A 26,094-nucleotide genomic window follows, 5' to 3' on the forward strand; every position below is an offset into this window, starting at 1 on the left:
GACCGTTCGCGGTGGGCGTAACCGGATTCTCGCCGGCGGAGGCACCGCTGGCGCGATTTGTCGGTTTCGCCGGGCCGGACCGACGCCACCAGTGACCATCACGCCGATGGAGCGCCTACGATGGTTCGAGACTGTCTAGGGGAGCGTTGATCCGTGTCGATTCTGGAAAAGGTCCTCCGCGCGGGCGAGGGCCGTATGGTGCGTCGGCTCAAGGCCATCGCCGCCGCCGTCAACTCGATCGAGGACGACTACGTCAACCTCACCGACGAGGAGCTGCGGGGTCTGACCGAGCAGTACCGTGAGCGGCTCGCCGACGGTGAGACCCTCGACGACCTGCTGCCGGAGGCGTTCGCCACGGTTCGCGAGGCGGCCGCCCGGGTGCTCGGCCAGCGCCCGTACGACGTCCAGGTGATGGGCGGCGCGGCGCTGCACTTCGGCAACATCGCCGAGATGAAGACCGGTGAGGGCAAGACCCTGACCTCGGTCATGGCGGTCTACCTCAACGCGCTCTCCGGCAAGGGCGTGCACGTGGTCACGGTCAACGACTACCTGGCCCAGCGCGACGCCGCCTGGATGGGCCGGGTGCACGAGTTCCTCGGCCTCACCGTCGGCGTGGTGCTGCCCAACCGGCCGGCCGCCGAGCACCGCGCCGCGTACGAGTGCGACATCACCTACGGCACCAACAACGAGTTCGGCTTCGACTACCTGCGCGACAACATGGCCTGGTCGCGGGACGAGCTGGTCCAGCGCGGCCACAACTTCGCCGTGGTCGACGAGGTCGACTCGATCCTCATCGACGAGGCGCGCACGCCGCTGATCATCTCCGGCCCGGCCGAGCACTCCGCCCGCTGGTACTCGGAGTTCGCCGGGGTGGTGGCCCGGCTCCAGGCCGGCAAGGACGGCGAGGGCGACTACGAGGTCGACTACGCCAAGCGCACCATCGCGGTGACCGAGCGCGGCGTGGCCAAGGTCGAGGACCGGCTCGGCATCGACAACCTCTACGAGTCGGTGAACACCCCGCTGGTCGGCTACCTCAACAACGCCCTCAAGGCCAAGGAGCTCTTCAAGCGCGACAAGGACTACATCGTCAGCGACGGTGAGGTCCTGATCGTCGACGAGTTCACCGGCCGCATCCTGCACGGCCGTCGCTACAACGAGGGCATGCACCAGGCGATCGAGGCCAAGGAGGGGGTGGAGATCAAGCAGGAGAACCAGACCCTGGCCACCATCACCCTCCAGAACTACTTCCGCCTCTACGAGAAGCTCTCCGGCATGACCGGTACCGCCCAGACCGAGGCGGGCGAGTTCAACAAGGTCTACAAGGTCGGCGTCGTGTCCATCCCGACGCACCGGCCGATGGTCCGGCTGGACCGGGCCGACGTCATCTACAAGACCGAGAAGGCCAAGTTCAACGCGGTCATCGAGGACATCGCCGAGCGGCACCAGGCCGGCCAGCCGGTGCTGGTCGGCACCGTCTCGGTGGAAAACTCCGAGATCCTCTCCCAGCTGCTGCGTCGCCGCGGCATCCCGCACTCGGTGCTGAACGCCAAGTTCCACGCCCGCGAGGCGGAGATCGTCGCCCAGGCCGGCCGCAAGGGCGCGGTCACCGTCGCCACCAACATGGCCGGCCGGGGCACCGACATCCTGCTCGGCGGCAACGCCGAGTTCCTCGCCGCCAACGAGCTGCGCCAGCGCGGCCTCGACCCGGTGGAGCAGGAGGAGGAGTACGCCAAGGCGATGGAGGAGGTCCTGCCCACCTGGAAGCAGGCCTGCGAGGCCGAGGCGGAGGAGGTCGCCGCCGCCGGCGGTCTGTACGTGCTGGGCACCGAGCGGCACGAGTCCCGCCGGATCGACAACCAGCTGCGCGGTCGGGCCGGCCGGCAGGGTGACCCGGGCGAGTCGCGCTTCTACCTCTCCCTCCAGGACGAGCTGATGAAGCGCTTCCGGGCCGGTGCGGTCGAGGCGGTGATGGAGCGCTTCAACATCCCGGAGGACGTGCCCATCGAGTCGAAGATGGTCACCCGCCAGATCAAGAGCGCCCAGGCCCAGATCGAGGGCCAGAACGCCGAGATCCGCAAGAACGTCCTGAAGTACGACGAGGTGCTCAACAAGCAGCGTCAGGTGATCTACGCCGAGCGGCTGCGCGTGCTCAACGGCGAGGACCTCTCCGACCAGGTCCGCAACATGATCGACGACGTCGTCACCGCGTACGTCGTCGGCGCGACCAGCGACGGGTACGCCGAGGACTGGGACCTGGAGCAGCTCTGGTCCAGCCTCAAGCAGCTCTACCCGGTGGGCGTCACCATCGAGGAGCTGGAGGAGGAGGTCGGCGCCCGCGCCGGCATCGACCAGGACTTCCTGCTCGCCCGCCTCAGGGACGACGCGCACGCGGCGTACGACCGGCGTGAGGAGAGCCTCGGCGAGGAGGCGGTGCGCCAGCTGGAGCGGATGGTGCTGCTCCAGGTCATCGACCGCAAGTGGCGTGAGCACCTCTACGAGATGGACTACCTCCAGGAGGGCATCAGCCTGCGGGCGTACGCCCAGCGCGACCCGGTCATCGAGTACCAGCGCGAGGGCTTCGACATGTTCGCCACCATGATGGACGGCATCAAGGAGGAGACGGTCGGCTTCCTCTACAACCTGGAGGTGCAGGTCCAGGAGGCGGAGCCCGAGGAGGTCCAGCTGCTGGAGAAGCCGGTGGAGATCCGCGCCAAGGGCCTCAACCGGGCGCCGCAGCAGCAGGGCCTGCAATACTCCGCCCCGACGATCGACGGTGAGGCCGGCGCGGGTGCGGTCGCCCTCCAGCGGCCGGAGGAGGAGCCGCCGACGCTCGGCGTCGGGCGTACCGAGACGCCGGTCCGGCCGGCCGCGTCCGGCTCTCCCGCCGCCGCGCGTCGCCCCGCCGCCGCGCCGGGCGCGAGCGGTCAGGCCTTCGCGGCGAGCACCGCCCGGCGGGCGACGCCCGGCGCGGACGCCGAGTCCGGCCCGTCCCGCAACGCGCCCTGCCCGTGCGGCTCCGGCCGCAAGTACAAGCGCTGCCACGGCGCGCCCAACGGCGGCGCCTGACCCTCCCGGGGCGCGTGCGCCCCACCGCGTGCCGATCGAGCCGCGGTCCCGTCCGGGACCGCGGCTCGACCCGTCCCACCCGGTGACGCTGGCGGGTCAGAGGACCTGGAGTGTCGTGCAGAGCCAGTTGCCCCGGCGGTGTTCCAGGCGCAGCGCCATCGCCCACGTCCGGCCGGCGCCGGCGACCACGGCGGCCACCTCGACCGCCGCCGCCCGTGGTTCGCAGACCCGCAGCCGCCGCAGGTGCACGGTGGGACGCGTGGAGCGGCGGCGGACCGGGCCGGTGCGGTGCAGCGCCCGCGCCAGCTCCTCGCTCACCTCGGTCGAGTGCGCCGGTGCGATCAGGGAGCGGAGCTGCCCGGGCGGGCGGTAGCCGTTGAGGATCTCCAGGCAGGTGCCGACGAACCGCTGTGCCGCGCGGGTGGCCTCGGGCGTCGCGGTGGCCAGGGCGACGGCCGGCGGCCGGGACGACGGCCGGATCGATCCCGGCCGCGTCCCCGGTCCGTCGCGGCGGCCGGGCGGGCGGCCGGCGGGCTGCTGGTCCGGCCCGGAGAGGTCGAGGGCGAGCTGACCGGTCGGGCGGGGCCAGAGATCCGGTGACTCGTCCACGAACGGTGGGTCGCTGACCGGTGCGGGCCGCAGGCGGATCGGTGGGCGGGACGGCCCGGGGCGGCGGCGGATGTCGGCCATCACTCAGCCCTCATTCCTTGCGTTTGCTTTCGTTTGCCTCCGACAGGGACCGATTTTCGGGCACGACAGAGCCCGCCGTCAATGGCTGACGGGGCTGTTCGGCTACTCGGGGTCGCGGTCGGTCAGCGGGTTGCCGCGCACCCACTCGGCGGTTTCGGCGTACTTGCGCTCGATGTACTCCTCCAGCCGGGCGCGCTCCACGCGCCACTGGCCACGTCCGCCGATCTTGATCGCGGGCAGCTCGCCGCTGCGCACCATGTGGTAGACCTGCGAGTCCGACACGTTCAGCTCGGCGGCCACGTCGGAGAGCAGGAGAAACCTCGGCTCCACGGAAACCCCCGGGGTTGGCGTCGTTCGGCTCAGTTTGCCACCGTCGACCGACACCGCCCACCCCGACGGACGGTGCGGCGCCTTCCACCGCGGCGGTGCGCGGTGCATGACGGACTCGACGTACGGCATGATCGGCCGGGACCGGGCGACCTGCCGGTCCGTGAGCGATCGGGGGAACGACGGTGAGCGACGAGCTGGTCCGGGTGTACGTGCCGGCGACCGTGCCGATGCTGGCCCGGCTGCGGGAGCAGGGCCTGTCGGCCCCGGAGGGGCACGCGGTCACCCCCGCCCTGCGGGAGTGGTACGCCGAGGGCGACGAGGAGGAGCTGGAGTACGTGGCCTTCACCCGGGCCGCCCAGGACGCCCTGCGCCTGCTGCGAGAGGACCCGGCCGCGCCCCGGCGGCGGGTGGTGGTCTCGGTCGACCTGCCCCCGGCGGCGGTGGCCCGGGCCGAGGGTGAGCTGGGCTCCAGCACGGTGCGACTCACCGCCGCGGTGCCCGCGTCGGCGGTCGCCGCGCTGCACGTCGACGGGGCCGAGGCGGTCGACGACGTCGCCGCCGCCGCCGAGGTGGTCGCCGAGGCGCTCGCCGGCGATCCCGACGCGCAGTTCACCGTCGACGGGGCCGAGGACCACGAACTGGAGTGGTACGACCCCTCCGAGCTGGACCTGCTGCTGCGCGCCGCCTCCTGACCGGCCGCCGGCCGGCCCGGAACTCAGCGCCCGGTCGCGTCTCCGGCCGGCTCCGGCTCGTCGTCGTCGCGGGGGGTCGGACCGAGGGTGCGGCCGAAGGCGACGAGCGCGGTGAGCGCGCCCACGAAGAGCACCCAGATGCCGTTGTCCAGCCGGGAGATGCCCAGGCTGGTCTGGGCCACCGCGTCCGCCTCGCTGAGCGCGCCGGCCAGGTCGAGCAGCGTCCGGCCACCGATCCGGATGACCACCTCGGCGAGCAGCAGGAGCAGCCCGGGCCCGGCCCCGGCCAGCAGGTACGCCGGCCAGCGGAGCGCGGGTGTCGCCGGATCACGCCGGACCGCACGACGGCGGGCCCAGGTCAGATAGGCGAAGGCGAGCAGGCCGGCGAGCAGGCCGGCGAGCAGTGACTCGGTGCGCGACACCCACTTGGCGGCGTCGAACAGCGACGCCTGGGAGCCGTCCGCGCCGAAGAGGTCGAAGAGCGGGTCCCGGGCCCGGCTGAACGCCACCACGAAGAGCAGCGTGCCCAGGGAGGCGGCGACGATCGCGCCGACGGGGGCGGCGTTGCGGGCACCGGCGAGGGCGCCGCCGATGATGGCCGCCGCGGCGCTGGTACCGGCGATCGTGTTGGTCGTCGCGTTGTCGGCGTAGGTGAGGTTGACCGCGACGGCCGTGCCGAGGCCGACCAGCAGGCCGGTGCCGACGGCCCCCACGAACCGCAGGGTGGCCCGGTCGCTGCGCCGGGCGAGCGGCTCGGCCACGGCCAGCGCGACCGCGGCGCCGGCCACCAGTGCGGCCGAGATCACCCCGGGCAGGGCGAAGGCGGAGAGGCTGATCGCGGTGACGCCGGCCGCCGCCGAGTTGATCGCCTCCCGGGTGGACCAGAGCATCGCCGCGAGCCAGCCGACCGCCAGCAGCGCCAGCACACCGGTGCCCGGCGCGCCAGTCGGCCGGCCGGGGGCCGCCGACGGCGGCGCCTGGTCGGCGGGCTCGGCGGTGTCCGGCTGGTCCGGCTCCGCGGCCGTCGGGCTGCCGGGCTGGTTGCTCATCGTCTCCCCTTCGACGTCTCGCCCGCGGGCGCGGGCGGGCACATCACCGGCAACCCAGCGTACGCGCCCGCCCGGGCATCGGTTCCCGCCGACGCCGCCCTGCTTTCCTTCGGCGAAAGGCGACATCCGGGTACGGATCCGCGCCGAGCGGGGCCTCAGGCTTCTCATTCAATGGTTTCCGGACGGGCGGCGCGTCAGCGTCGGGAAGGGGGCATGGGAGAATCGGCCGAGGTCCCGCCGCCGTACCGTTCACCCGGGCGGCGTCCGGCGTCCGGCCGTCCGGTCGGTGCCCGCGGGTCCGATTTCGCCACCGCCGTCGAGATCGCACAGGAGCCTGTGATGGACGCCGTGTTCTCCGTACCCGAGCCGCGCAACGAGCCGGTACGCACCTACGAGCCGGGCAGCGCCGACCGGGAGCGGCTCCGGAAGCGGCTGACCGAGCTGGCCGCCGAGCGCATCGAGCTGCCGATGACGATCGCCGGCGAGCAGCGGATGGCCGGCGGCCAGTCGATCGACGTCGTCCAGCCGCACAAGCACGCCCACGTGCTCGGTGTCACCGGCCACGCCAACCACTCCGACGCCCGCGCCGCGGTCAAGGCCGCCAAGGACGCCGCGCCGATGTGGCGCGCGCTGCCGTTCGAGGAGCGGGCCGCGATCTTCCTGCGCGCCGCCGAGCTGCTCGCCGGCCCGTGGCGGGACACCCTGAACGCCGCCACCATGCTCGGCCAGTCCAAGACCGTGATCCAGGCGGAGATCGACTCGGCCTGCGAGTTCATCGACTTCCTCCGGTTCAACGTGCACTTCGCCCGGCGGCTGCTCGAGGAGCAGCCGGTGTCGTCGCCGGGGGTGTGGAACCGGTTCGACCACCGCCCGCTGGAGGGCTTCGTCTACGCGGTCACCCCGTTCAACTTCACCGCGATCGCCGGCAACCTGCCCTCGGCCCCGGCCCTGCTCGGCAACACCGTGGTCTGGAAGCCGGGCCCGACCCAGCAGTTCGCCGCGCACTTCACCATGCGGCTCTTCGAGGCGGCCGGCCTGCCCCCGGGCGTGATCAACATGGTCACCGGGCGCGGCGAGGAGGTCTCCGACGTCGTGCTCGCCGACCCGGACCTGGCCGGCATCCACTTCACCGGCTCCACCAAGGTCTTCCAGCACCTGTGGCGGACCGTCGGCGAGAACATCGCCGGCTACCGGGGCTACCCGCGCCTGGTCGGCGAGACCGGCGGCAAGGACTTCGTGGTCGCGCACAGCAGCGCCGACGTCGACGCCCTGCACACCGCCCTGATCCGGGGCGCGTACGAGTACCAGGGTCAGAAGTGCTCGGCCGCCTCGCGGGCGTACGTGCCGCGCTCGCTCTGGGAGGGTGGGCTGCGCGACCGGCTGGCCGCCACCACGGACTCGCTGACCTACGGCGACGTCACCGACTTCAGCAACTTTGGTGGCGCGGTGATCGACGAGAAGGCGTTCAGCCGGCACACCGCCGCGCTGGAGCTGATCTCCGACGACGACACCTGCCGGATCCTCGCCGGTGGGACCGCCGACGACTCGGTCGGCTACTTCGTCCGGCCGACCCTGTTCGAGTGCACCGACGCCGCGCACGAGACGTTCACCACGGAGTACTTCGGCCCGATCCTGGGGGTGCACGTCTTCGACGACGCCCGCTTCGACGACGTGGTCCACCAGGCCGAGTCGATCGCCCCGTACGCGCTGACCGGCTCGATCTTCGCCAACGACCGCCGGGTGGTCGAGGCGGTGGCCGAGAAGATGCGTTACGCGGCCGGCAACTTCTACATCAACGACAAGCCGACCGGCGCGGTGGTCGGGCAGCAGCCCTTCGGCGGCGCCCGGGCCAGCGGCACCAACGACAAGGCCGGCTCCTGGCTCAACCTGGTCCGCTGGCTGTCGCCGCGCACGCTCAAGGAGACGTTCGTCCCGCCGACCGACCACACCTACCCCCACATGGGCTGACGGGTGCGCCCGGGCCCCTGCCGACGAGGCGGGGGCCCGGGGCCGCCGGTCCTCCGCCCCGGGCGGCGGCGCTTCGTCGGGTCGGCTGTGCGGGCCGGTCGGTCGAGCCGTCCGGCTCGGGCGACCCGCCGGACGGCGACCAGGCATCGACGCTCCTGGCAGCACTGTCGTCCGCCGACAGTGCACATTGGAAATCCTGCCGGGTGGCAAATCCGGATTTCCTGGACGCTGCGACGGCAAAGTGGCAGCTTAGAGGGCATGGCGGAATCCGGAGTCAACCCCACCGCGGCGGCCCTCCTGGGCCTGCTGCACGAGGGCCCGATGACAGGCGGCCAGTTGATGGCCGCCGCCGAGCGCCGACTGGCGCCGTACTGGTCGATGACCCGCAGCCAGGTCTACCGCGAGTTGCCGGTGCTGGCCGAGCGGGGTTTCGTGCGGCTGGGCAAGCCCGGACCGCGGATGAGCCAGCCGTACGCGATCACCGCGTCCGGGAAGCGGACGTTCTCCCGCTGGCTGGCGGAGGATCCGGGGCGGGACACCATCCGCAACCCGATCGCCCTGCGGATCGCCTTCGGCAGCCTGCACTCGGCCAGCCAGCTGAAGAACCTCCAGGCCTCGGCGAACGAGTACCACACCGAGGCCCTGGCGCGGGTCCGGGAGCAGGTCAAGAACGCCAAGAAGGAAGGCGACCCGTACGACGCCAGCGCGCTGGAGTTCGCTGTGGCGTACCACAAGGCCGCCCTGTCCTGGCTGAAATCCGCCCCGGTGGGTTGATCCGGGCCCTCGCGGAGATTTCTTGGCTCGTGAACTGCGGGGCTCGCAAGCTCACTCCTCGCCCTCGCTGAGATTCTTGGCTCGTGAACTGCGGGGCTCGCAAGCTCACTCCTCGCCCTCGCAGTACGCTTGTCTGTCGTGACTGCTGCCGATTACGCCGAACAGCTCAAGGACCTCGACGCGACCCTCAAGAACATCGAGGCCGTCCTCAATCTGGACCGGCTGCACGAGGAGAAGGCCCGGCTCGAGGAGCAGGCCTCCGCGCCCGACCTCTGGGACGACCAGGCGAAGGCGCAGCAGGTGACCTCGCAGCTGTCGTACGTCAACGGTGAGATCAGCAAGCTGGGCAGCCTGCGCTCCCGCCTCGACGACGCCGGGGTCCTGCTGGAGCTGGCCGAGGCCGAGTCCGACCCGGGGGTGCTGACCGAGGTCGAGACCGAGATCGCCGGCCTGACCAAGGCCATCCAGGAGATGGAGGTCCGCACCCTGCTCTCCGGCGAGTACGACTCCCGGGAGGCGCTGGTCGCCATCCGGGCCGGCGCCGGGGGCGTGGACGCGGCGGACTTCGCCGAGATGCTGCTGCGGATGTACCTGCGCTGGGCGGAGCGGCACGGCTACCCCACCGAGGTCTACGAGACCTCGTACGCGGAGGAGGCCGGTCTCAAGTCCGCCACCTTCACCGTCAAGGTCCCGTACGCCTACGGCACGCTCAGCGTCGAGTCGGGCACCCACCGACTGGTGCGGATCAGCCCCTTCGACAACCAGGGGCGCCGGCAGACCAGCTTCGCCGGGGTCGAGGTGCTGCCGGTGGTGGAGCAGACCGACAGCATCGAGATTCCCGAGAACGAGATGCGGATCGACGTCTACCGCTCGTCCGGCCCGGGTGGACAGAGCGTCAACACCACCGACTCGGCGGTGCGGATCACCCACATCCCGACCGGCATCGTGGTGACCTGCCAGAACGAGAAGTCGCAGCTCCAGAACAAGGCCTCCGCGCTGCGCGTGCTCCAGGCCCGGCTGCTGGAGCGCAAGCGCCAGGAGGAGCAGGCCAAGATGGCGGGCCTGAAGACCGACGCCGCCGGCTCGTGGGGCGACCAGATGCGCTCGTACGTCCTGCACCCGTATCAGATGGTGAAGGATCTCCGAACCGAGCAGGAGACCGGCAATCCGTCCTCGGTCTTCGACGGCGAGTTGGACAGCTTCATCGAGGCCGGTATCCGTTGGCGCAAGCAGCAGCAGCTCGCCAACGACGCTGCGTGATCGACTGTGGGCGGAGCGCGTCGTCGGTCCTCTGGTGACCGGGGGAATCGACGACGCGCCTCGCTCAGGTGGGGCGTGGGACTTGGCTCAGCGGTTACACCGCGTAGACTCACCACCCGTGATTCAGCTTGAGCAAGTGACGAAGACGTACCCGAAGGCGTCCCGGCCTTCGCTCGACAACGTGTCCGTCTCGATCGAGAAGGGCGAGTTCGTCTTCTTCATCGGTCCATCCGGCTCCGGCAAGTCCACGATCATCAAAATGCTGCTGCACGAGGTCAGCCCCAACAAGGGCCGGGTCGTCGTGAACGGCAAGGACGTCACCTCGATGCGCTCCTGGAAGCGACCCCACTTCCGGCGTTCGATCGGCTGCGTCTTCCAGGACTTCCGGCTGCTGCCCAACCGCACCGCGTACGAGAACGTGGCGTTCGCCCTCGAGGTGATCGGCAAGACCAAGGCGGTCGCCCGCCGGGTCGTGCCGGAGGTGCTGGAGCTGGTCGGGCTCGGTGGCAAGGAGCACCGCTACCCGCACGAGCTCTCCGGTGGTGAGCAGCAGCGGGTCGCCGTCGCCCGGGCGTTCGTGAACCGCCCGCTGATCCTGCTGGCGGACGAGCCGACCGGAAACCTGGACCCGGACACCTCGATCGAGATCATGCGCCTGCTGGACCGGATCAACCGCACCGGCACGACCGTCGTGATGGTCACGCACGATTCCAACATCGTGAACCAGATGCGCCGCCGCGTCGTCGAGATCGAGAGCGGCCGCATCGTGCGCGACCAGGCCCGCGGCGTCTACGGGTGAGCCGGCGCTCCGCCCCTGCCGTACACCCTGACGAACACCTCATGCCGGAGAGCCGGAGGAACACCCGATGCGGATGAAATACGTCCTGTCCGAGGTACTGGTCGGACTGTGGCGCAACGTCACGATGACCATCGCGATGATCATCACGATGGCGGTGTCGCTGACCATGCTCGGCGCCAGTGGCCTGCTGTACCAGCAGGTCGGCGACATGAAGGACCTCTACTACGAGAACGTTCAGGTCTCCATCTTCCTGGCGACCGACGTCAGCGCCGAGCAGCGTGACGGCCTGGACGCCAAGTTGAAGGGCGACCCCCTGGTCAAGGAGGTCGTGTACGTCAACAAGGACGAGGCGTACAAGCGCTTCCAGGAGATGTACCAGGACGCCCCCGACCTGGTGAACGCCGTCAAGGCCGACCAGCTGCCCGAGTCGTTCCGGATCAAGCTGGTCAATCCCGAGCAGTACCGGGACATCTACAACCAGTACAAGGACACCGAGGGGGTCGACGAGATCGTCGACCAGAGCAAGCTGCTCGACCAGATCTTCAACGTCCTGACCGCGATCCAGAACATCGCGCTGGGTGCCGCCACCGTGATGGCCTTCGCCGCGCTGCTGCTGGTCGCCAACACCATCCAGGTCGCCGCGTACAGCAAGCGGCGTGAGGTGGCGGTCATGAAGCTGGTCGGCGCGTCGAACTGGTTCATCCAGGCGCCGTTCGTGCTGGAGGCCGTGGTCGCCGGTCTGATCGGCTCCCTGCTGGGCCTGGTGGCCCTGATCGGCGCGAAGACGTTCCTGTTCAGCGGGTCGCTGAAGGCCCTGGAGGGGCTGCTCTCGCCGATCGAGTGGTCGGACATCTTCCTGGTGTTCCCGCTGATGGCCGGGGTGGGCTGCCTGATCAGCGCGATCACCGCGTGGATCACGCTCCGCTTCTACCTGCGGGTCTAGTCACGTCGGCTCTCCGCAAGGGCCCTTCCGCGCCAGGAATAAACGGCGCGGGAGGGCCCTTGTCGTTCGGGTAGCATGATCTCCGCCCCGGGCCGGTGACACCGGCCGCGGGTCACACGGAAGGGGGTGGCGCCGATGCCACGGGAAAAGGGTCGCAAGGTGGTCGCCTCCAACAAGAAGGCGCGTCACGACTACGCCATCCTCGACACGTACGAGGCGGGCATGGCGTTGACCGGCACCGAGGTGAAGTCGCTGCGGGCCGGGCGGGCCTCACTGGTCGACGCGTTCGCCCAGGAGCGCGACGGCGAGCTGTACCTGCACGGGATGCACATTCCCGAGTACACCCAGGGCACGTGGACCAACCACGAGCCCCGGCGTACCCGCAAGCTGCTGCTCAAGCGGCTGGAGATCGACCGGCTGATCGGCAAGACCCGCGAGGGTGGCCTGACCATGGTCCCCCTGCAGGTCTACTTCTCCGACGGCTGGGCCAAGGTGGAAATCGCCCTGGCCAAGGGTAAGAAGTCTTACGACAAGCGCCAGGACCTGGCCAAGCGGGACGCCGACCGGGAGATCGCCCGGGTGGCGGGCCGGCGCGGCAAGGGCATGGACGACTGATTTGTCGCATACGTCCCGGTCGGCACGCCGGCCGGGGGCTCGGGATGAAACCCGTTGCGGCAGGCGTTAGGCTTGTCAGTGCCGCCACAAGGCGGCCCGTCGAGGGGGTGACTGGTTTCGACTTCGTACGCAGCGACAGGGGAAGCGAGCCGAGGAAGCCGACGTCGTCTCGAGAATCGGTCGTCGGAAACCAATAAGCGCCAAGAACAATCGCGCTGACTTCGCTCTCGCCGCCTGAGGCGAGTAGTGAGTCTGTCGGCCTGGGAGCGCCTTCGACCCAGTTAGCCGGCATCAGCTAGAAGGCTGGCCAACCGGACCCGGTCGCGGGGTCCGTGCGGCGAGATTAATCAGCGACTGGGCCCGTCACACCAACTTGCTCGCGTGAGCGGTGGGGCCGAGTAGAGGCACAGCGAGCTGCGCTCGGAGAAGCCCTGACAAACCGGCGAAGGACCCGGGTTCGATTCCCGGCACCTCCACCACCTCGAACTGTGCGCCCCGGTCCACCTGGACCGGGGCGCACAGTGGTTTCCGGCCCCGCGCCCGGGCCCGTTGATGCTGGTGGGACCACTGGTGCCGCTGGGGCGAATGAGCCGCCGGCAGCCCCTGGACAGCGACCACCGACGGGTTCACCATCGCTGTACGCGGTAGCTCAGCAGTGCGGGAGGTGCCCATGGCCACCGGTCCGATCCAGCAGCCGTCCGTCGTCCCACCGACGGTCCGCCCGCCCGCGGCCCGCCGGCCCGGCCCCTCGGGCGACCTGTACGCCCTGGCCCGGGCACTCGCCGTAGCTCCCAACCAGCCGCGCTGGCGGGAGCGGGTCATCGTCCACCTCACCCCGGTGCGCCGGGGCTTCGCCGAGCACGTCCGGGTCACCGAGGGGCCGGGCGGCCTCTACGCCGAGGTGCTCGCCCAGGCGCCCCGGCTGCACCGTGGCGTACGGCTGCTCACCAGGGAGCACACGGCCATCATCGCGGCGCTCGCCGACCTGCGGGACGCCGTCGAGGCGCCGGGGGTGTGCGCCGAGGAGCTGCGCCGGCGCACCGACGAGCTGCTGCGGGCCCTGGCCCGGCACCGGCAGCGTGGCGCGGACCTGCTCTGGCAGGCGTACCAGACCGACCTCGGTGGGGAGACCTGACCGGACGGGAACCGGTCGGCGGTGGGTGGCGTCCAACCGGCATGCGTCGACTCATCGCTCTGCTGGGCCTGCCCCTCGTGCTGATCGCTGCCGGCTGTGCACCCGCCGGTTCCGGCCGGGTCGCCGGCGGAGGCTCGTCCGGCGACGGCGCCGACCATCGCTGGGAGGCGTTCGAGCAGCGGGCCGTGGAGGTGGCGGAGGGCTGGCGCCCCGCCGCCGCCTGGTCGACCGGATACGTGCCGCTGGAGGCCCCGACGGTGCTGGTCGGCGATCCGGGTTTCACCGCCGAGACCGAGCAGGCCTTCCTGGCCGGGTGGTACCGGGACCAGGTCGAGCTGCCGTCCGCCCGGCCGGCCGACGGCGCGATCCGCTTCCCGGACGGCACGCTGACCGTGCCGCTGGTCAGCGCCGCGGAGGCGTACCGGCAGCTCGACCAGGGTGACCCGCCGCCGTGCGAGGGACGGCCGAGACAGCCCCGCCCGACGGTCGAGCCCGGCCCGGACGGTTCGGTGTCCAGCCCGGTCACCAGCGCCTGCATCCCGCTCACCGTCACCGCCGTGAAGCTGGGCAGCGCCGAGGTGCGTACCAGCCGGGGCGTCGCCGCGGTGCCGGCCTGGCTGTTCACCGTGGCGGAGCTGACCGCTCCGGTGGCCCGCGTCGCGGTGGCGCCGCAGTCGGTCACCCCGCTGCCCGAGCCGACCGCGCCGGCCCGGCCGGGCCCGGACGGCGTGGTGGGCGCCCAGCACGTCCAGACGGTGGACGGGGCGAAGTTGACCTACGCGCTCGGCGTCGGCGCCTGCGACACCGGGACCACCCCGCTGGTGCAGGAGCACGACAACGCGGTGGTGGTCGGTGGGGGCGTGGTCCGCGCCACCGGCGCCTGCATCGACCTGCTCAAGATGGAGCCGGTCACGGTCACCCTGAAGGCCCCGCTGGGCGCCCGGCCGGTGCTCGACGTGCTGACCGGCCGGGTCCTCACCCAGCAGCGTCGTTGAGCGTCAGAGGATGCGCGGCACGTCGGTGCTGATCGGGGCCGGCAGCACCGTCGGTCCGTCGGCCCGCAACGCGCCGGCCAGCGCGTCCCCCAGCTCCTCGGAGCCGGCGACCACCCGGGTCTCGCAGCCGTAGCCGCGGGCGATCGCGGTGATGTCCAGCCCGGGCAGCTCCAGGCCGGGTACCCCGGGCGTGTGCTTGAAGTCGGCGAACGACTTGAGGATCGCGTACTGCTGGTTGACCGGTACCAGCACCACCAGCGGCAGCCGCAGCCGCGCGGCGGTCCAGAGCGCCTGCACCGAGTAGTGGAACGAGCCGTCCCCGATCACCGCGACCACCGGCCGGCGTCGCCCGGCGTCCCGCTCGGCCAGGGCGATCCCCACCGCCGCCGGCAGGCCGTACCCGAGGCCACCGCTGGCCATGGTGAAGTACGACGCCGGCCGGGTGATCGGCAGCCGGCGGCGCAGCGCGGCCAGGTTGGACGGCGACTCCTGCACCAGGATCCCGTCGGTCGGCCAGTGCGCGGCCAGCGCGGCGAAGAGCGCGTCCGCGCTCGGTGGGTCCTCCGGCTCGGGCGGGGCCGGCGCCGGCCGTGGCTCGGGTGGCGGCCGGTCGGCGGCCGGCAGCAGGTCCAGCAGGGCGGCCAGGGTGAGCCCCGCGTCGCCGAGCAGGCTGTCGCCGACCGGGGCGCGGGCCGCCTCCTCGGAGTCGTCCGTGACGTGCAGCAGCCGGGCCCCCTCCGGCAGGTGGTCGCCGGGCACGTGCGGGTAGTACCGGAACACCGGCGCGCCCACCACCAGCACGGTGTCGTGCCCGCTCAGCTTCTCCGCCAGCGGGGCCATCGCGAAGGGCAGCACCCCCCGGTAGTGCGGGTGGTGCTCGGGGAAGGCGGCCCGCTCCGGCGCCGGCGCCGACCAGACCGGCGCGGCGAGCCGCTCGGCCACCGCCACCGCCACCGGCCAGGCCCCGGCCCGGTCCACGGCCGCGCCGAGCACCAGCACCGGGGAGCGGCTGCCGGCCAGCACCGTGGCGAACTCCCGCAGCCGCTCCGGGTCGGGGGCGAACCGGGTGGCCACCGTGCGGACCTGAGGTGGCGGGTCCGCCGGCTGGTCCCAGTCGTCCAACGGCAGGGAGAGGAAGACCGGGCCCGTCGGTGGTTGGGCCGCCGTCGCGTACGCCCGCATCACCGCCCCGGGGACGTCCTGCGCGCGGACCGGCTCGTGGGTCCACTTCACGTACGGCTGGGGCAGCTCGGTCGGGTGCCGGCTGGCCAGCCGGGGCTCCATCAGCAGCATCTCCCGGCTCTGCTGGCCGGCGGTGACGATCAGCGGGGTCCGGTTGTGCCAGGCGGTGACGAGGTTGCCCATGCCGTTGCCGGTGCCCGGGGCGGTGTGCAGGTTGACGTGCGCGGGTCGGCCGCTGGCCTGGGCGTACCCGTCGGCCATGGCCACCGCCGACGCCTCGTGCAGGGCGTGGACGTACTGGAAGTCCGCCGGGAAGTCCTGCAGGAACGGCTCCTCGGTCGAGCCGGGATTGCCGAACACGGTGGTCAGATCCAGGGCGCGGAGCAGGTCGTAGGTGGTGTCCCGGACGGTCGCCATCGTCCCCCGCCTCCGTGTCCCGGCCCGTGCCGCTCCGCCGGCACGGCCCGGTGGACCGTCCCCGACCTGCCGAATCTATCGGGGCGGGACGGACGACTCGGGTGCTTTCCGGCTCACCGGGCGAATGGTGCGCCGGTCAGGGCAGCGGGAAGGGCGTCTTGATGCCGTCCAAGGCGTGCCCGCAGGGGCAGTCCCGGTCGGCCGGCAGCGCGGCCAGCGCGTCCAGCAGCACCCCGCGCAGCCGGTCGGTGTTCTCCGCGAAGACCCGGAACACCTCCTCCTGGGTCACCGACTGCCCGGCCTCGACGCCGGCGTCCAGGTCGGTGACGAGCGCGATCGAGGTGTAGCAGAGGGCCAGTTCCCGGGCCAGCACCGCCTCCGGGTGGCCGGTCATGTTGACCACCGTGCCGCCCATCGAGGCGAACCAGCGGGACTCGGCGCGGGTGGAGAAGCGCGGGCCCTCCACCACCACCACCGTGCCGCCGTCCACCGCCGGCACGTCCCGGCCGGCCGCGGCGGTCAGCAGCGTCCGCCGCCCGACCGGGCAGTACGGGTCGCCGAAGGGCACGTGCACCGCGCCCCGGTCGTAGTAGGTCTGGGCACGGCCGCTGGTGCGGTCGATCAACTGGTCCGGCACCACGAACGTGCCCGGGCCCAGCTCGGGGCGGAGCCCGCCGACCGCGCACGGGGCGAGCACCTGGCGCACCCCGAGCGAGCGCAGCGCCCAGAGGTTGGCCCGGTACGGGATCAGGTGCGGCGGATACCGGTGGTCCCGGCCGTGGCGGGGGAGGAAGGCCACCGGACGACCGCCCACCTCGGCGATGGTGACCGGGTCGGAGGGGGCCCCGTAGGGCGTGTCGACCACGTGTTCGGTGGCGCCGTCGAGGAGCGCGTAGAGCCCCGAGCCGCCGATCACCGCGATGTCCGCCGTCGGACCCATCGTGCCTCCCTCGATCCTGCTCGATCACCCGCCGGTCAGACCTTAGCCAGCGCCCCGGGTGCAGGCTATGGTGCCAGGCATGGCGGTGACAGCACGGATGATCGACGGCACCCGGTTCCCGGGCCCGGCGCGCGGCTGACGGTGTCCGACATGCAGGAGGAGGGACAGGCGATCGGCGGTCGAGCCATCGAGTCGATGACCGGGCGGTTACTGGTCGCGACTCCGGCCCTCAAGGATCCGAACTTCGACCGCACGGTGGTGCTGCTGGTCGCCCACGAAGCCGGTGGGGCGCTCGGCGTCGTGCTCAACCGGGCGACCGAGGTGCCCGTCGCCGACGTGCTGGGCGACTGGAGCGACCTGGCCCGCCACCCCGCGGTGCTCTTCGAGGGCGGTCCGGTGCAGCCGGACTCGGCGATCTGCCTGGCCCGGATGCGGCACCCGATGCGGCGGCTGAAGGGCTTCCAGCAGATCTCCGGCGCGGTGGGCACCGTCGACCTGTCGGCCGACCCGGAGAGGCTGCGCGACGGCATCGGCGGCATCCGGGTCTTCGCCGGTTACTCCGGCTGGGGCACCGGTCAGCTGGAACAGGAGATCGAGGACGGGTCCTGGTTCGTCTTCGACGCGCTGCCCGGTGACGCCTTCGTCGACCGGCCGGACGACCTCTGGCAGATGGTGCTGCGCCGGCAGGGCGGGATCATGGCGGCGGTGGCGCATTTTCCCCCGGACGTGGCGTTGAACTGACCCCGATCGGGGGGTACCCCCGCGAGATGACCATGCCGACCGGCGTGTGTATAGTTCTCTGCGTGCCCGGGTGACCGGGACGAAGGCAAGGGGCCGTGGCGCAGCTGGTAGCGCACCACACTGGCAGTGTGGGGGTCAGGGGTTCGAGTCCCCTCGGCTCCACCCTTGCGAAGGGCGTCCGTCAGACATGACGGACGCCCTTCGTCGTTCCTGGCGGCGACAGTAGCCGAGCAGGTAGCCGCAGCTACTGTTCCTCGCCCCACAGCACGTCCCCATCGCGTCGCCAGCCCGGACGGGCTGAGTGGGGATGACGTGGCTGCAGATGGCCCTCGATGACGCCGATCTGGGCGGGATGTCCGGGTGGGGGAACTGGTGACCGCGGTTGCTCGTCCAATTGCCTGAGGGTTCGGGCCGCTCAACTGCCCGGCGGTCGTTGCGACGGGAGACAAAGATGCGCGGAAGCAGGTACCTGACAGCTGTCGTGGCGGTCGGGATAGTGCTCGGGGGCTGCGGTGAGCGGGTCGGGCCGGAGGCAGCGGCTCCGGGTAGGTCCCAGGCCGCTGGTACGGGATCTGCGTCGGCTGTGTCGCCGCAGGCGGATCCTGTCGCGCTGATCGGCGCCTGGAAGGTGGCGGAGGTCGACGAAGGCGCGGGCGACATTCTGCGGCTCGCACCCGACACGCACGACGGCCTGCTGCTGTTCGTCCGCTGCGGTGTGTTGATGGGAACGTGGCGGGCCAATGTCAACGGCCTGTTCGTCGCCGACACCTCCGGATATTCGGCCTCCCACGACGGCCCGGGATGCCGGCCCGGTGCTGGGGCCACTCCCGCCTGGCTGCGTCGGGCCAGCGCCTTCCGTGTGGAGGGCGGTAGCCCCGTTCTGCTCGATGACCGGGGCGGGCCCGTCGCCAGGTTGCTGCCCGGCGCGAAGCCCACCCCCGGGCCGAACCTGTTGCCGTCCCTGGCGGAGCCGCCCGTGGTCACCGACGAGGTCCGGCGTGCCTTCGCGCCGGCTGCCGCGCTGCCGGCGGGCCTGACGCCAGCGCGCCGTGACACCCTGCTCGGTCGATGGGTGCCCATGGACGTTCCGACGAGTAGCCCCAGGCCCGAGCGGCCGCACGTGGAGCTGCGCGACGACGGCGAATGGCGCGGTTCCGACGGCTGCAACGGTGAGGGAGGGCGATGGGTCGCCGGACCGGCAGGCGACCTGCTCGCCACCAGCGGACCCAGCACGTTGATCGGTTGTGACAACCTCTCGGTCGGGTTCTGGCTCTCCAATGCCTCGCGGGCAGGGCTGGACGGCGACGTGCTCGTGCTCCTCGACGCCCAGGGCGGGGAGATCGGTCGGCTGCAGCGCGACAGATGAGGCGGCCGATCGTAAAAACGACGTCTAGCACCGGGCCTTGAGTTGCCGCTCGCCTGACGAGGAGGTCGCGGACGAAGTGCGGGCGGGGTGTCGAACCTTTCTCGCCTCCCGCCCGTACCAGTGCGCGGGAGGTCAAACTCATGACCGTACGCCGAGTGCTCGCCGCCGTCGCGGCCGTCGCCGCGACCGTCCTGCTCACCCCGGCGCCCGCCGCCGCGCACGGCGCGCCGACCAGCCCGCTGAGCCGCTCGGTGGCCTGCGGTCCGGAGGGTCCGCACGCCGCGACGCCGGTCTGCCGGGCCGCCGTCTCGGCCGGCGCGGCGGTACGCGAGTGGGACAACATCCGGGTCTTCGGCGTCAAGGGCCGGGACCGGCAGCGGATCCCCGACGGGGAGCTGTGCAGTGGCGGGCTGTCGGCGTACCGGGGGTTGGACCTGCCGCGCACGGACTGGCCGGCGACCGAGGTGACCGGCGGGGCGAAGTTCACCTTCCGCTACCGGGGCACCATCCCGCACAAGGGCACGTTCCGGCTCTACGCCACGGTCCCGGGCTACGACCCGGAGCACCGGCTGACCTGGGAGGACATCGCCCCACGCCCGTTCCTGACGGTGACCGACCCGCCGCTGCGCAACGGCTCGTACCAGATCCCGGGGCGGCTGCCGAGCGGGCTGACCGGCCGGCACCTGATCTACACCGTGTGGCAGAACTCCGACACCCCGGACAGCTACTACTCCTGCTCCGACGTGGTGTTCCGCCCGTCGGCCGGGTCGGCCGGCGCCACCCCGACCGCGCGCCCCTCCACCACGACACCGCCGAAGGCGGAGGCGGTGCCCTCCACCGGCGGCGTGCCGGCGTTGACGGCCGGGCCGGTCGAGGGCGCCGGCGTACCGGTGGCCTCGGTGACCCACCTCGGCGGCGACAACCTGCCGCTGGTGGTGGGCGCGGCGGTCGCGGTGACCGCGCTGCTGGCCGCCATGGTCGGGATGCGGCTGCGCCGGGCGGGCGCCGTACCCCCGGGGCGTCCCTGCGAGGTGCGCAACCACCGCGCGGGCCAGCGCCGCGTCACGGCCCGGGGTGGGCGTCAGCCGAGCAGGCGGTCGATCTCGGCCAGCTCGTCGGCGGTGAAGTCGAGGTTGCGCACCGCGGCGACGTTCCCCTCCAACTGGGCGACGCTGCTCGCCCCGATGATCAGGCTGGTCATCCGGGGGTCGCGCAGCGCCCAGGCGAGCGCGAGCTGAGCCAGCGTCTGGCCGCGCCCCTCGGCGACCTTGCCCAGCCCCCGGATGGTGGCGAGCTTCTCCTCGGTCACGTCGCTCTCGTCGAGGAAGATGCTGGTGCGCACCCGGGAGTCCTCCGGGATGCCGCCGAGGTAGCGGTCGGTGAGCAGGCCCTGGGCGAGCGGGCTGTACGCGATGCAGCCCGCACCGACCTCCGCCAGCGTGTCCAGCAGGCCGTCCTCCTCGGTCCAGCGGTTGAGCATCGAGTACGACGGCTGGTTGATCAGCAGCGGGGTGCCCAGGTCCCGCAGGATCGCCGCGGCCCGGGCGGTCTGCTCCGAGTCGTAGTTGGAGACGCCCACGTAGAGCGCCCGGCCGGAGCGGACGATGGCGTCGAGCGCGCCCATCGTCTCCTCCAGCGGGGTGTCCGGGTCGAACCGGTGCGAGTAGAAGACGTCGACGTAGTCCAGGCCCATCCGGCGCAGCGACTGGTCCAGCGAGGAGATCAGGTACTTGCGCGAACCCCACTCGCCGTACGGGCCGGGCCACATCAGGTAGCCGGCCTTGCTGGAGATGACCAGCTCGTCCCGGTACGGCTTCAGGTCCGTCGCCAGCAGCCGGCCGAAGTTCTCCTCGGCGCTGCCGGGGGGCGGCCCGTAGTTGTTGGCCAGATCGAAGTGGGTGACCCCGAGGTCGAAGGCGCGTCGGACGATGTCCCGCTGCCGGTCGAAGGGCCGGTCCGGCCCGAAGTTGTGCCACAGGCCGAGCGAGATGGCGGGCAGCCGCAGCCCGCTGCGCCCGCTGCGTCGGTAGGTCATCTGGTCGTAGCGGTCGTCCGCGGCGAGGTAGGTCACGATCATGAGCCTAACGCCGGTCGGGCGCGAACCGGCGTGCACCGCGGACGCCGGGGGTAGCTTCGAGCGCATGCGCTTCGTCCCGCTCGACACCCCCAAGCCCGTTTCGAAGATCGGCCTCGGCACCTGGCAGTTCGGCTCGAAGGAGTGGGGTTACGGCCCCGACTACGAGCGCCGGGCCGCGGAGATCGTCCGGCGCGCGCTCGACCTCGGCGTCACCCTCTTCGACACCGCCGAGGTGTACGGCTTCGGCCGCAGCGAGCGGATCCTCGGCGCCGCGCTCGGTGACGACCGGGAGAAGGTCGTCGTCGCCAGCAAGGTCTTCCCGGTGCTGCCGATCGCCCCGGTGGTGCAGCAGCGGGCGGTCGCCTCGGCGGCCCGGCTCGGCGTCACCGGCATCGACCTCTACCAGGTGCACCAGCCCAACCCGGTGGTGGCCGACACCCACACCATGCGCGGCATGCGCGCCCTGCAGGACGTCGGCCTGGTCGCCGAGGTCGGGGTCAGCAACTACCCGCTGCGTCGCTGGCGCTTCGCCGAGGCCGCGCTGGGCCGCCGGGTGCTCAGCAACCAGGTCCGCTACAGCCTGGTCGACCGTGCCCCGGAGGAGGACCTCATTCCGTACGCGGAGCGGGCCGGCCGGATCGTCATCGCGTACAGCCCGCTCGCGCAGGGCTTCCTCTCCGGCCGGTACGACGCCGCGCACCCGCCGAGCGGGGCGGTGCGCCGGGCCAACCCGTACTTCCTGCCGGAGAACCTGGAACGCGGCGCCGCGCTCCTCGGCACGCTGCGCGAGGTGGCCGACGCGCACGCCGCCACTCCCAGCCAGATCGCCCTGGCCTACCTGTTGCACCGCCCGAACGTGGTGGCCATCCCCGGCGCGTCCAGCGTGGAGCAGATGGAACGCAACGCGGCCGCCGCCGAGATCGACCTGACCGACGACGAGTACGCCGCCCTGGCCGGCGCGGCCCGGCGGTTCCGCCCGGTCACCGGCCTGGCCGCGGTGCCGAAGCTGATCCGCGCCCGCGCGGGAAGGTGAGCCCATGGACGACATCACCGCACTGATCATGGACGACCACGCCGCCTTCCGGCGCGGCTTCGCCCGGCTCGACGACGCCCGCGACGAGGCGGAGCTGCTGGCCGTCTGGGAGGCGCTCGCCCTGCAACTGGAGATCCACGCCGAGGCGGAGGAGGCGATCCTCTACCCGTACCTGGTCCGGCACGGCGACGACGGCGTGGAGGAGACCGAGGACGCGATCGGCGACCACAACAAGATCCGGGACGCCATCGCCACCTCCAAGCTGCACCCGGTCGGCTCCGACGAGTGGTGGGCCGCGGTGTGGCAGGCCCGCCGGGAGAACAGCGAACACCTCGCCGAGGAGGAGGACGAGGCGCTGCCGGACTTCCGCCGGCACGCCGGCGTCGAGCTCCGCGCCGAGCTGGGGGCGCGCTGGCTGACCTTCCACGGTGAGCACAAGAACGGCCGCAACCTGCGCTTCGCCGACAAGGACCCGCAGAGGTACGTCGAGGAGCACCGGAGCCCGCGCTGAACCTGAGCTAGCGTGGGTCGGGTGACTGCGCCCAACCAGGTTCACCCGGTCCCGCCCGCCGACCTGCCCGGCACGCTCGGCGAGCTGCGCGCCTCCGGGTACCGGCACCGCACCGTCAAGCAGGAACTCCGCGACAACCTCCTGGCCCGGATGCGCTCCGGCGCCGACCGCTTCCCCGGCATCGTCGGCTACGACGACACCGTCCTGCCGGAGGTCGAGCGGGCGCTGCTCGCCGGCCACGACATGGTGCTGCTCGGTGAGCGGGGCCAGGGCAAGACCCGGCTGATCCGGTCGCTGGTGGCGCTGCTCGACGAGTGGACCCCGGTGATCCCCGGCTCGGTGCTCAACGAGCACCCGATGCACCCGCTCACCCCGGCGTCCCGCGCGCTGGTCGCCGAGGCCGGTGACGACCTGGCGGTCGGCTGGCTGCACCGGTCGATGCGGTACGGCGAGAAGCTGGCCACCCCGGACACCAGCGTCGGGGACCTGATCGGCGACGTCGACCCGATCCGGCTGGCGCAGGGGCGCACCCTCGGCGACCCGGAGACCATCCACTTCGGACTGGTGCCGCGCACCAACCGGGGCGTCTTCGCGGTCAACGAGCTGCCCGACCTGGCCGAACGGATCCAGGTGGCGCTGCTCAACGTGCTGGAGGAGCGGGACATCCAGGTTCGCGGCTACCAGCTGCGGCTGCCCCTGGACCTGCTCCTGGTGGCCAGCGCCAACCCGGAGGACTACACCAACCGGGGCCGGATCATCACCCCGCTCAAGGACCGGTTCGGCGCGGAGATCCGTACCCACTACCCGGCCGACCTCGACCTGGAGCTGGCGCTGATCCGGCAGGAGGCCGACCTGGTCGCCGAGGTGCCGGAGCACGTGCTGGAGGTCCTCGCGCGGTTCGCCCGCGCGGTGCGGGAGTCCCCGTCGGTGGACCCGCGCTCCGGGGTCTCCGCCCGCTTCGCCATCGCCGCCGCCGAGACCGTCGCCGCCGCCGCGTTGCGCCGCGCCGGCCTGCTCGCCGCCGGCCCGGGTCCGGCCGGGGATGCTCGTGCCGACGGGGAGCCCTTCCGCGCCGCCGCCGTGGCGCGGGTGGGCGACGCGGTGTCGGTCACGTCGACGCTGCGGGGGAAGGTCGAGTTCGAGAGCGGCGAGGAGGGGCGGGAGAGCGAGATCCTCGCCCACCTGCTGCGCACGGCCACCGCCGAGACCTTCCGCGCCCGGCTGGCCGGGCTGGACCTCTCCGGCTTCACCGAGCTGGTCGCCGAGGGCACCGTGATCGAGACCGGTGAGCTGGTCTCCTCCGCCGAGCTGATGCGTCAGGTCGGCACGGTGCCGGGGCTGGCCAAGGTGCTCGACCGGCTCGGCATGGGCGACGCGCCCACCCCCGACGAGGCGGCCGCCGGCGTCGAGTTCGTCCTGGAGGGGCTGCACCTGACCCGCCGGCTCGGCAAGGACGTCACCGAATCGGGCCGCACGGTCTACGGCGGCCGGGGCTGACGATGGCCGGCAACCGGTTCCGCTACGGCCAGTGGCGCGGCGGCCCCGACCCGCTGGCCCCGCCGTACGACGTGCGCGCCGCCGTCGACGCGGTCGGTGCGGAGGTGCTGGCCGGCGGCAGCCTGCGGGAGGCGCTGCGCGACCTGCTGCGCCGGGGTCCGCAGGGCCGCGGCGGCCTGGACGACCTGGCCGCCCGGGCCCGCCGGCTGCGCCGCGAGGCGCTGCGCCGGGGTGACCTGGACGGCGCGGTGACCCGGTCCCGGGCCCTGCTCGACCAGGCCCTGGCGGCCGAACGGGACGAGCTGCGGGGGCGCGACGGCGACGACGCGCGCTTCGCCGAGGCGGTGCTGGACAACCTGCCCCGCTCCACCGCCCGCGCCGTCGAGGAGCTGGCCGGGTACCGGTGGGCCAGCGACGAGGCGCGGCGGACGTACCAGCGGATCCTCGACGGCCTCCGCGGCGAGGTGCTCGAACAGCGCTTCGCCGGGCTGCGGGACGCGGCCCGCGCGACCGCCGACCCGGCCGTCCAGCGGCAGCTCGGCGAGATGATGCGCGACCTGAACGACCTGCTGGCCCGGCACGCCCGCGCCGAGGACACCACCGACGCGTTCGCCGAGTTCATGCGCCGGCACGGCGAGTTCTTCCCGGAGCAGCCGCGCAGCGTCGACGAACTGGTCGACGTGCTGGCCCGGCGGGCGGCGGCCGGGGAGCGGCTGATGCGGTCGCTGTCGGACCGGCAGCGCGCGGAGCTGGCCGGCCTGATGCGGCAGTCGCTGGGCGAGCGGTTGGCCGGTGAGCTGTCGGCGCTCGACGCGCACCTGCGCTCGCTCCGCCCCGACCTGGGCTGGCAGCGGGGCGAGCGGGTCCGGGGTGACCAGCCGCTCGGCTACGGCGAGGCGACCGCCGCGCTTGGCGAGATCGCCGAGCTGGACGAGCTGCTGGACGCCCTCGACCAGGAACACCCGGGCGCCACGCTGGACGACGTGGACGTCGACGCGGTGGCCCGGACGCTGGGCCGCGACGCCGCCGACGACGTGCGCCGGCTGCGGGAGCTGGAGCGGGAGCTGCGCCGGCAGGGTTGGGTGAGCCGGGACGCGGACGGGTTGACGCTGAGCCCGAAGGCGTTGCGCCGGCTCGCCGGCACCGCGCTGCGGCGGGTCTTCGCGGACCTGACCGCCGGGCCGCGCGGCCAGCACGACCTGCGTACGGCGGGTGCGGCGGGCGAGGTCAGCGGCGGGTCACGACCCTGGGAGTACGGCGACGAGCAGCCCCTCGACGTGGTCCGCACCCTCACCCGGGCGGTGCGCCGGGCCGGCCCGACGGTCCCGCTCCAGCTCGCCGTCGAGGACTTCGAGGTGGTGGAGACCGAGCGCCGGGCGTCGGCGGCGGTGGTGCTCTGCGTCGACCTCTCGTACTCGATGATCTCGCAGGGTCGGTGGGGGCCGATGAAGCAGACGGCGCTCGCGCTGTCGCACCTGGTGGCGACCCGGTTCCCGCAGGACGCCCTGCAGATCGTCGGCTTCGGCCGGGAGGCGATGCCGCTGACCCAGCAGGAGCTGGCGGCGGTGGAGCCGGACCTTCAGCAGGGCACCAACCTCCAGCACGCGCTGCGGCTCGCCGGCCGGCACCTGCGCCGGCATCCGGACGCCGAGCCGGTGGTGCTGGTGGTCACCGACGGGGAGCCGACCGCGCACCTCGACCCGGACGGCGGGGAGTCCCAGTTCCACTGGCCGCCGCTGCCGGAGACGATCGAGGCGACCATCCGTGAGGTGGACCGCCTGACCCGGCACGGCACCACGCTCAACCTCTTCCTGCTCGGTGACGACCCCGGGCTGCGCCGCTTCGTCGACGCGGTGGCCCGCCGCTCCAAGGGGCGCATGTTCACCCCCGACCCGTCCGACCTCGGCGAGTACGTGGTCAGCGACTACCTCCGCACCCGCACCTCCCGCTGACCTCGTCGATCATTCGGTTATGGGGGGAGGAAAGCCGCCCGTCCGGGTGATCCGGGCACCAA

Annotated in this window: 22 protein-coding genes, 1 tRNA gene, 1 other RNA gene and 1 pseudogene; 19 read left to right on the forward strand and 6 right to left on the reverse strand. The window is 72.4% G+C overall.

Annotated features, from left to right (window positions below):
• Nucleotides 1-153 precede the first annotated feature (153 nt).
• Nucleotides 154-3,066: a preprotein translocase subunit SecA gene (gene secA / locus V6U79_RS00630; protein WP_334613066.1), complete on the forward strand. Its 2,913-nt coding sequence runs from the start codon at nucleotides 154-156 to the stop codon at nucleotides 3,064-3,066.
• Nucleotides 3,067-3,162: 96 nt separating this feature from the next.
• Here the strand turns inward: secA and V6U79_RS00635 are convergent, their stop codons facing one another.
• Both V6U79_RS00635 and V6U79_RS00640 read right to left on the reverse strand, forming a co-directional pair.
• Nucleotides 3,163-3,756, reverse strand: a complete 594-nt coding sequence (locus tag V6U79_RS00635) for an Rv3235 family protein (protein ID WP_334613067.1) — start codon at nucleotides 3,754-3,756, stop codon at nucleotides 3,163-3,165.
• Between the two features lie 102 nt (nucleotides 3,757-3,858).
• Nucleotides 3,859-4,086, reverse strand: a complete 228-nt coding sequence (locus V6U79_RS00640) for a helix-turn-helix domain-containing protein (RefSeq protein ID WP_334519641.1) — start codon at nucleotides 4,084-4,086, stop codon at nucleotides 3,859-3,861.
• A gap of 182 nt (nucleotides 4,087-4,268) precedes the next feature.
• On the opposite strand from V6U79_RS00640, the gene V6U79_RS00645 reads away from it, so the two are divergent.
• A complete protein-coding gene (locus tag V6U79_RS00645) occupies nucleotides 4,269-4,778 on the forward strand; it encodes a DUF6912 family protein (protein ID WP_334519638.1) in 510 nt (169 codons plus the stop codon).
• 23 nt (nucleotides 4,779-4,801) lie between these two features.
• On the opposite strand, the gene V6U79_RS00650 is transcribed toward V6U79_RS00645, so the two are convergent.
• Nucleotides 4,802-5,827, reverse strand: coding sequence for a hypothetical protein (locus V6U79_RS00650; RefSeq protein WP_334519635.1), 1,026 nt, complete (start codon nucleotides 5,825-5,827; stop codon nucleotides 4,802-4,804).
• Nucleotides 5,828-6,166: 339 nt separating this feature from the next.
• Between V6U79_RS00650 and pruA the strand changes: the two genes are divergently transcribed.
• From pruA to V6U79_RS00695, 9 genes are all read left to right on the forward strand, one after another.
• Nucleotides 6,167-7,795, forward strand: coding sequence for an L-glutamate gamma-semialdehyde dehydrogenase (gene pruA / locus V6U79_RS00655; protein WP_334519632.1), 1,629 nt, complete (start codon nucleotides 6,167-6,169; stop codon nucleotides 7,793-7,795).
• 258 nt (nucleotides 7,796-8,053) lie between these two features.
• Entirely contained in the window at nucleotides 8,054-8,569 is a 516-nt protein-coding gene (locus V6U79_RS00660; RefSeq protein WP_334519629.1) for a PadR family transcriptional regulator, read from the forward strand.
• Nucleotides 8,570-8,707: 138 nt separating this feature from the next.
• Nucleotides 8,708-9,829, forward strand: a complete 1,122-nt coding sequence (gene prfB, locus V6U79_RS00665) for a peptide chain release factor 2 (RefSeq protein WP_334519626.1) — start codon at nucleotides 8,708-8,710, stop codon at nucleotides 9,827-9,829.
• Between the two features lie 118 nt (nucleotides 9,830-9,947).
• Complete coding sequence (ftsE, locus tag V6U79_RS00670; protein WP_109802316.1) at nucleotides 9,948-10,628, forward strand: cell division ATP-binding protein FtsE; 681 nt, start codon at nucleotides 9,948-9,950, stop codon at nucleotides 10,626-10,628.
• Nucleotides 10,629-10,695: 67 nt separating this feature from the next.
• A complete protein-coding gene (ftsX, locus tag V6U79_RS00675; RefSeq protein WP_334519619.1) occupies nucleotides 10,696-11,571 on the forward strand; it encodes a permease-like cell division protein FtsX in 876 nt (291 codons plus the stop codon).
• 135 nt (nucleotides 11,572-11,706) lie between these two features.
• Entirely contained in the window at nucleotides 11,707-12,186 is a 480-nt protein-coding gene (gene smpB, locus V6U79_RS00680) for an SsrA-binding protein SmpB (protein WP_132233612.1), read from the forward strand.
• Nucleotides 12,187-12,289: 103 nt separating this feature from the next.
• Nucleotides 12,290-12,665: a transfer-messenger RNA gene (gene ssrA / locus V6U79_RS00685) on the forward strand.
• Nucleotides 12,666-12,856: 191 nt separating this feature from the next.
• Entirely contained in the window at nucleotides 12,857-13,321 is a 465-nt protein-coding gene (locus tag V6U79_RS00690; RefSeq protein WP_334613068.1) for a hypothetical protein, read from the forward strand.
• 41 nt (nucleotides 13,322-13,362) lie between these two features.
• Nucleotides 13,363-14,316 (forward strand): hypothetical protein, encoded by a 954-nt coding sequence (locus V6U79_RS00695; protein WP_334613069.1) that lies wholly within the window; start codon nucleotides 13,363-13,365, stop codon nucleotides 14,314-14,316.
• Nucleotides 14,317-14,319: 3 nt separating this feature from the next.
• Here the strand turns inward: V6U79_RS00695 and mdlC are convergent, their stop codons facing one another.
• Entirely contained in the window at nucleotides 14,320-15,915 is a 1,596-nt protein-coding gene (mdlC, locus tag V6U79_RS00700; protein WP_334613070.1) for a benzoylformate decarboxylase, read from the reverse strand.
• A gap of 136 nt (nucleotides 15,916-16,051) precedes the next feature.
• Complete coding sequence (locus V6U79_RS00705) at nucleotides 16,052-16,855, reverse strand: S-methyl-5'-thioadenosine phosphorylase (protein ID WP_334613071.1); 804 nt, start codon at nucleotides 16,853-16,855, stop codon at nucleotides 16,052-16,054.
• 150 nt (nucleotides 16,856-17,005) lie between these two features.
• Between V6U79_RS00705 and V6U79_RS00710 the strand changes: the two genes are divergently transcribed.
• The 4 genes and pseudogenes from V6U79_RS00710 to V6U79_RS00725 form a co-directional block, all read left to right on the forward strand.
• The gene (locus tag V6U79_RS00710) at nucleotides 17,006-17,596 is read left to right on the forward strand and encodes a YqgE/AlgH family protein (RefSeq protein WP_334613072.1); all 591 of its coding nucleotides are present in this window, start codon (nucleotides 17,006-17,008) and stop codon (nucleotides 17,594-17,596) included.
• Nucleotides 17,597-17,685: 89 nt separating this feature from the next.
• Nucleotides 17,686-17,758: transfer RNA gene (locus V6U79_RS00715), tRNA-Ala, on the forward strand.
• A 421-nt stretch (nucleotides 17,759-18,179) separates the two neighbouring features.
• Nucleotides 18,180-18,962 carry an META domain-containing protein gene (locus tag V6U79_RS00720; RefSeq protein ID WP_334613073.1) on the forward strand — a complete coding sequence of 261 codons (783 nt, stop codon included), beginning with the start codon at nucleotides 18,180-18,182 and terminating at the stop codon, nucleotides 18,960-18,962.
• A gap of 140 nt (nucleotides 18,963-19,102) precedes the next feature.
• A pseudogene (locus tag V6U79_RS00725) lies at nucleotides 19,103-19,696 on the forward strand (lytic polysaccharide monooxygenase); the annotation flags it as partial.
• Between the two features lie 347 nt (nucleotides 19,697-20,043).
• Here the strand turns inward: V6U79_RS00725 and mgrA are convergent.
• Complete coding sequence (mgrA, locus tag V6U79_RS00730) at nucleotides 20,044-21,039, reverse strand: L-glyceraldehyde 3-phosphate reductase (protein ID WP_334519601.1); 996 nt, start codon at nucleotides 21,037-21,039, stop codon at nucleotides 20,044-20,046.
• Nucleotides 21,040-21,103: 64 nt separating this feature from the next.
• Here mgrA and V6U79_RS00735 point away from each other — a divergent pair, with 64 nt between their 5' ends.
• Genes V6U79_RS00735 through V6U79_RS00750 form a run of 4 tightly spaced genes read left to right on the forward strand, consistent with a single transcriptional unit; the run spans nucleotide 21,104 to nucleotide 26,032 of the window.
• Entirely contained in the window at nucleotides 21,104-22,072 is a 969-nt protein-coding gene (locus V6U79_RS00735; RefSeq protein ID WP_334519598.1) for an aldo/keto reductase, read from the forward strand.
• A 4-nt stretch (nucleotides 22,073-22,076) separates the two neighbouring features.
• Nucleotides 22,077-22,583, forward strand: coding sequence for a hemerythrin domain-containing protein (locus V6U79_RS00740; protein ID WP_334613074.1), 507 nt, complete (start codon nucleotides 22,077-22,079; stop codon nucleotides 22,581-22,583).
• Between the two features lie 12 nt (nucleotides 22,584-22,595).
• A complete protein-coding gene (locus V6U79_RS00745) occupies nucleotides 22,596-24,080 on the forward strand; it encodes a magnesium chelatase ATPase subunit I (protein ID WP_334519592.1) in 1,485 nt (494 codons plus the stop codon).
• Nucleotides 24,081-24,082: 2 nt separating this feature from the next.
• Nucleotides 24,083-26,032: a VWA domain-containing protein gene (locus V6U79_RS00750; protein WP_334613075.1), complete on the forward strand. Its 1,950-nt coding sequence runs from the start codon at nucleotides 24,083-24,085 to the stop codon at nucleotides 26,030-26,032.
• Nucleotides 26,033-26,094 lie beyond the last annotated feature (62 nt).

It is taken from the genome of Micromonospora psammae (assembly GCF_036902725.1).
In the GTDB taxonomy this organism is placed as follows: Bacteria; Actinomycetota; Actinomycetes; order Mycobacteriales; family Micromonosporaceae; genus Micromonospora.

What these genes read in the sequence shown, in the direction of transcription:
- V6U79_RS00635 (WP_334613067.1), bottom strand. Translation starts at nt 3,756, where the DNA reads ATGGCCGACATCCGCCGCCGCCCCGGGCCGTCCCGCCCACCGATCCGC.
- V6U79_RS00650 (WP_334519635.1), bottom strand. Translation starts at nt 5,827, where the DNA reads ATGAGCAACCAGCCCGGCAGCCCGACGGCCGCGGAGCCGGACCAGCCG.
- pruA (WP_334519632.1), top strand. Translation starts at nt 6,167, where the DNA reads ATGGACGCCGTGTTCTCCGTACCCGAGCCGCGCAACGAGCCGGTACGC.
- V6U79_RS00660 (WP_334519629.1), top strand. Translation starts at nt 8,054, where the DNA reads ATGGCGGAATCCGGAGTCAACCCCACCGCGGCGGCCCTCCTGGGCCTG.
- ftsX (WP_334519619.1), top strand. Translation starts at nt 10,696, where the DNA reads ATGCGGATGAAATACGTCCTGTCCGAGGTACTGGTCGGACTGTGGCGC.
- smpB (WP_132233612.1), top strand. Translation starts at nt 11,707, where the DNA reads ATGCCACGGGAAAAGGGTCGCAAGGTGGTCGCCTCCAACAAGAAGGCG.
- V6U79_RS00690 (WP_334613068.1), top strand. Translation starts at nt 12,857, where the DNA reads ATGGCCACCGGTCCGATCCAGCAGCCGTCCGTCGTCCCACCGACGGTC.
- V6U79_RS00695 (WP_334613069.1), top strand. Translation starts at nt 13,363, where the DNA reads ATGCGTCGACTCATCGCTCTGCTGGGCCTGCCCCTCGTGCTGATCGCT.
- mdlC (WP_334613070.1), bottom strand. Translation starts at nt 15,915, where the DNA reads ATGGCGACCGTCCGGGACACCACCTACGACCTGCTCCGCGCCCTGGAT.
- V6U79_RS00705 (WP_334613071.1), bottom strand. Translation starts at nt 16,855, where the DNA reads ATGGGTCCGACGGCGGACATCGCGGTGATCGGCGGCTCGGGGCTCTAC.
- V6U79_RS00710 (WP_334613072.1), top strand. Translation starts at nt 17,006, where the DNA reads ATGCAGGAGGAGGGACAGGCGATCGGCGGTCGAGCCATCGAGTCGATG.
- mgrA (WP_334519601.1), bottom strand. Translation starts at nt 21,039, where the DNA reads ATGATCGTGACCTACCTCGCCGCGGACGACCGCTACGACCAGATGACC.
- V6U79_RS00735 (WP_334519598.1), top strand. Translation starts at nt 21,104, where the DNA reads ATGCGCTTCGTCCCGCTCGACACCCCCAAGCCCGTTTCGAAGATCGGC.
- V6U79_RS00740 (WP_334613074.1), top strand. Translation starts at nt 22,077, where the DNA reads ATGGACGACATCACCGCACTGATCATGGACGACCACGCCGCCTTCCGG.
- V6U79_RS00750 (WP_334613075.1), top strand. Translation starts at nt 24,083, where the DNA reads ATGGCCGGCAACCGGTTCCGCTACGGCCAGTGGCGCGGCGGCCCCGAC.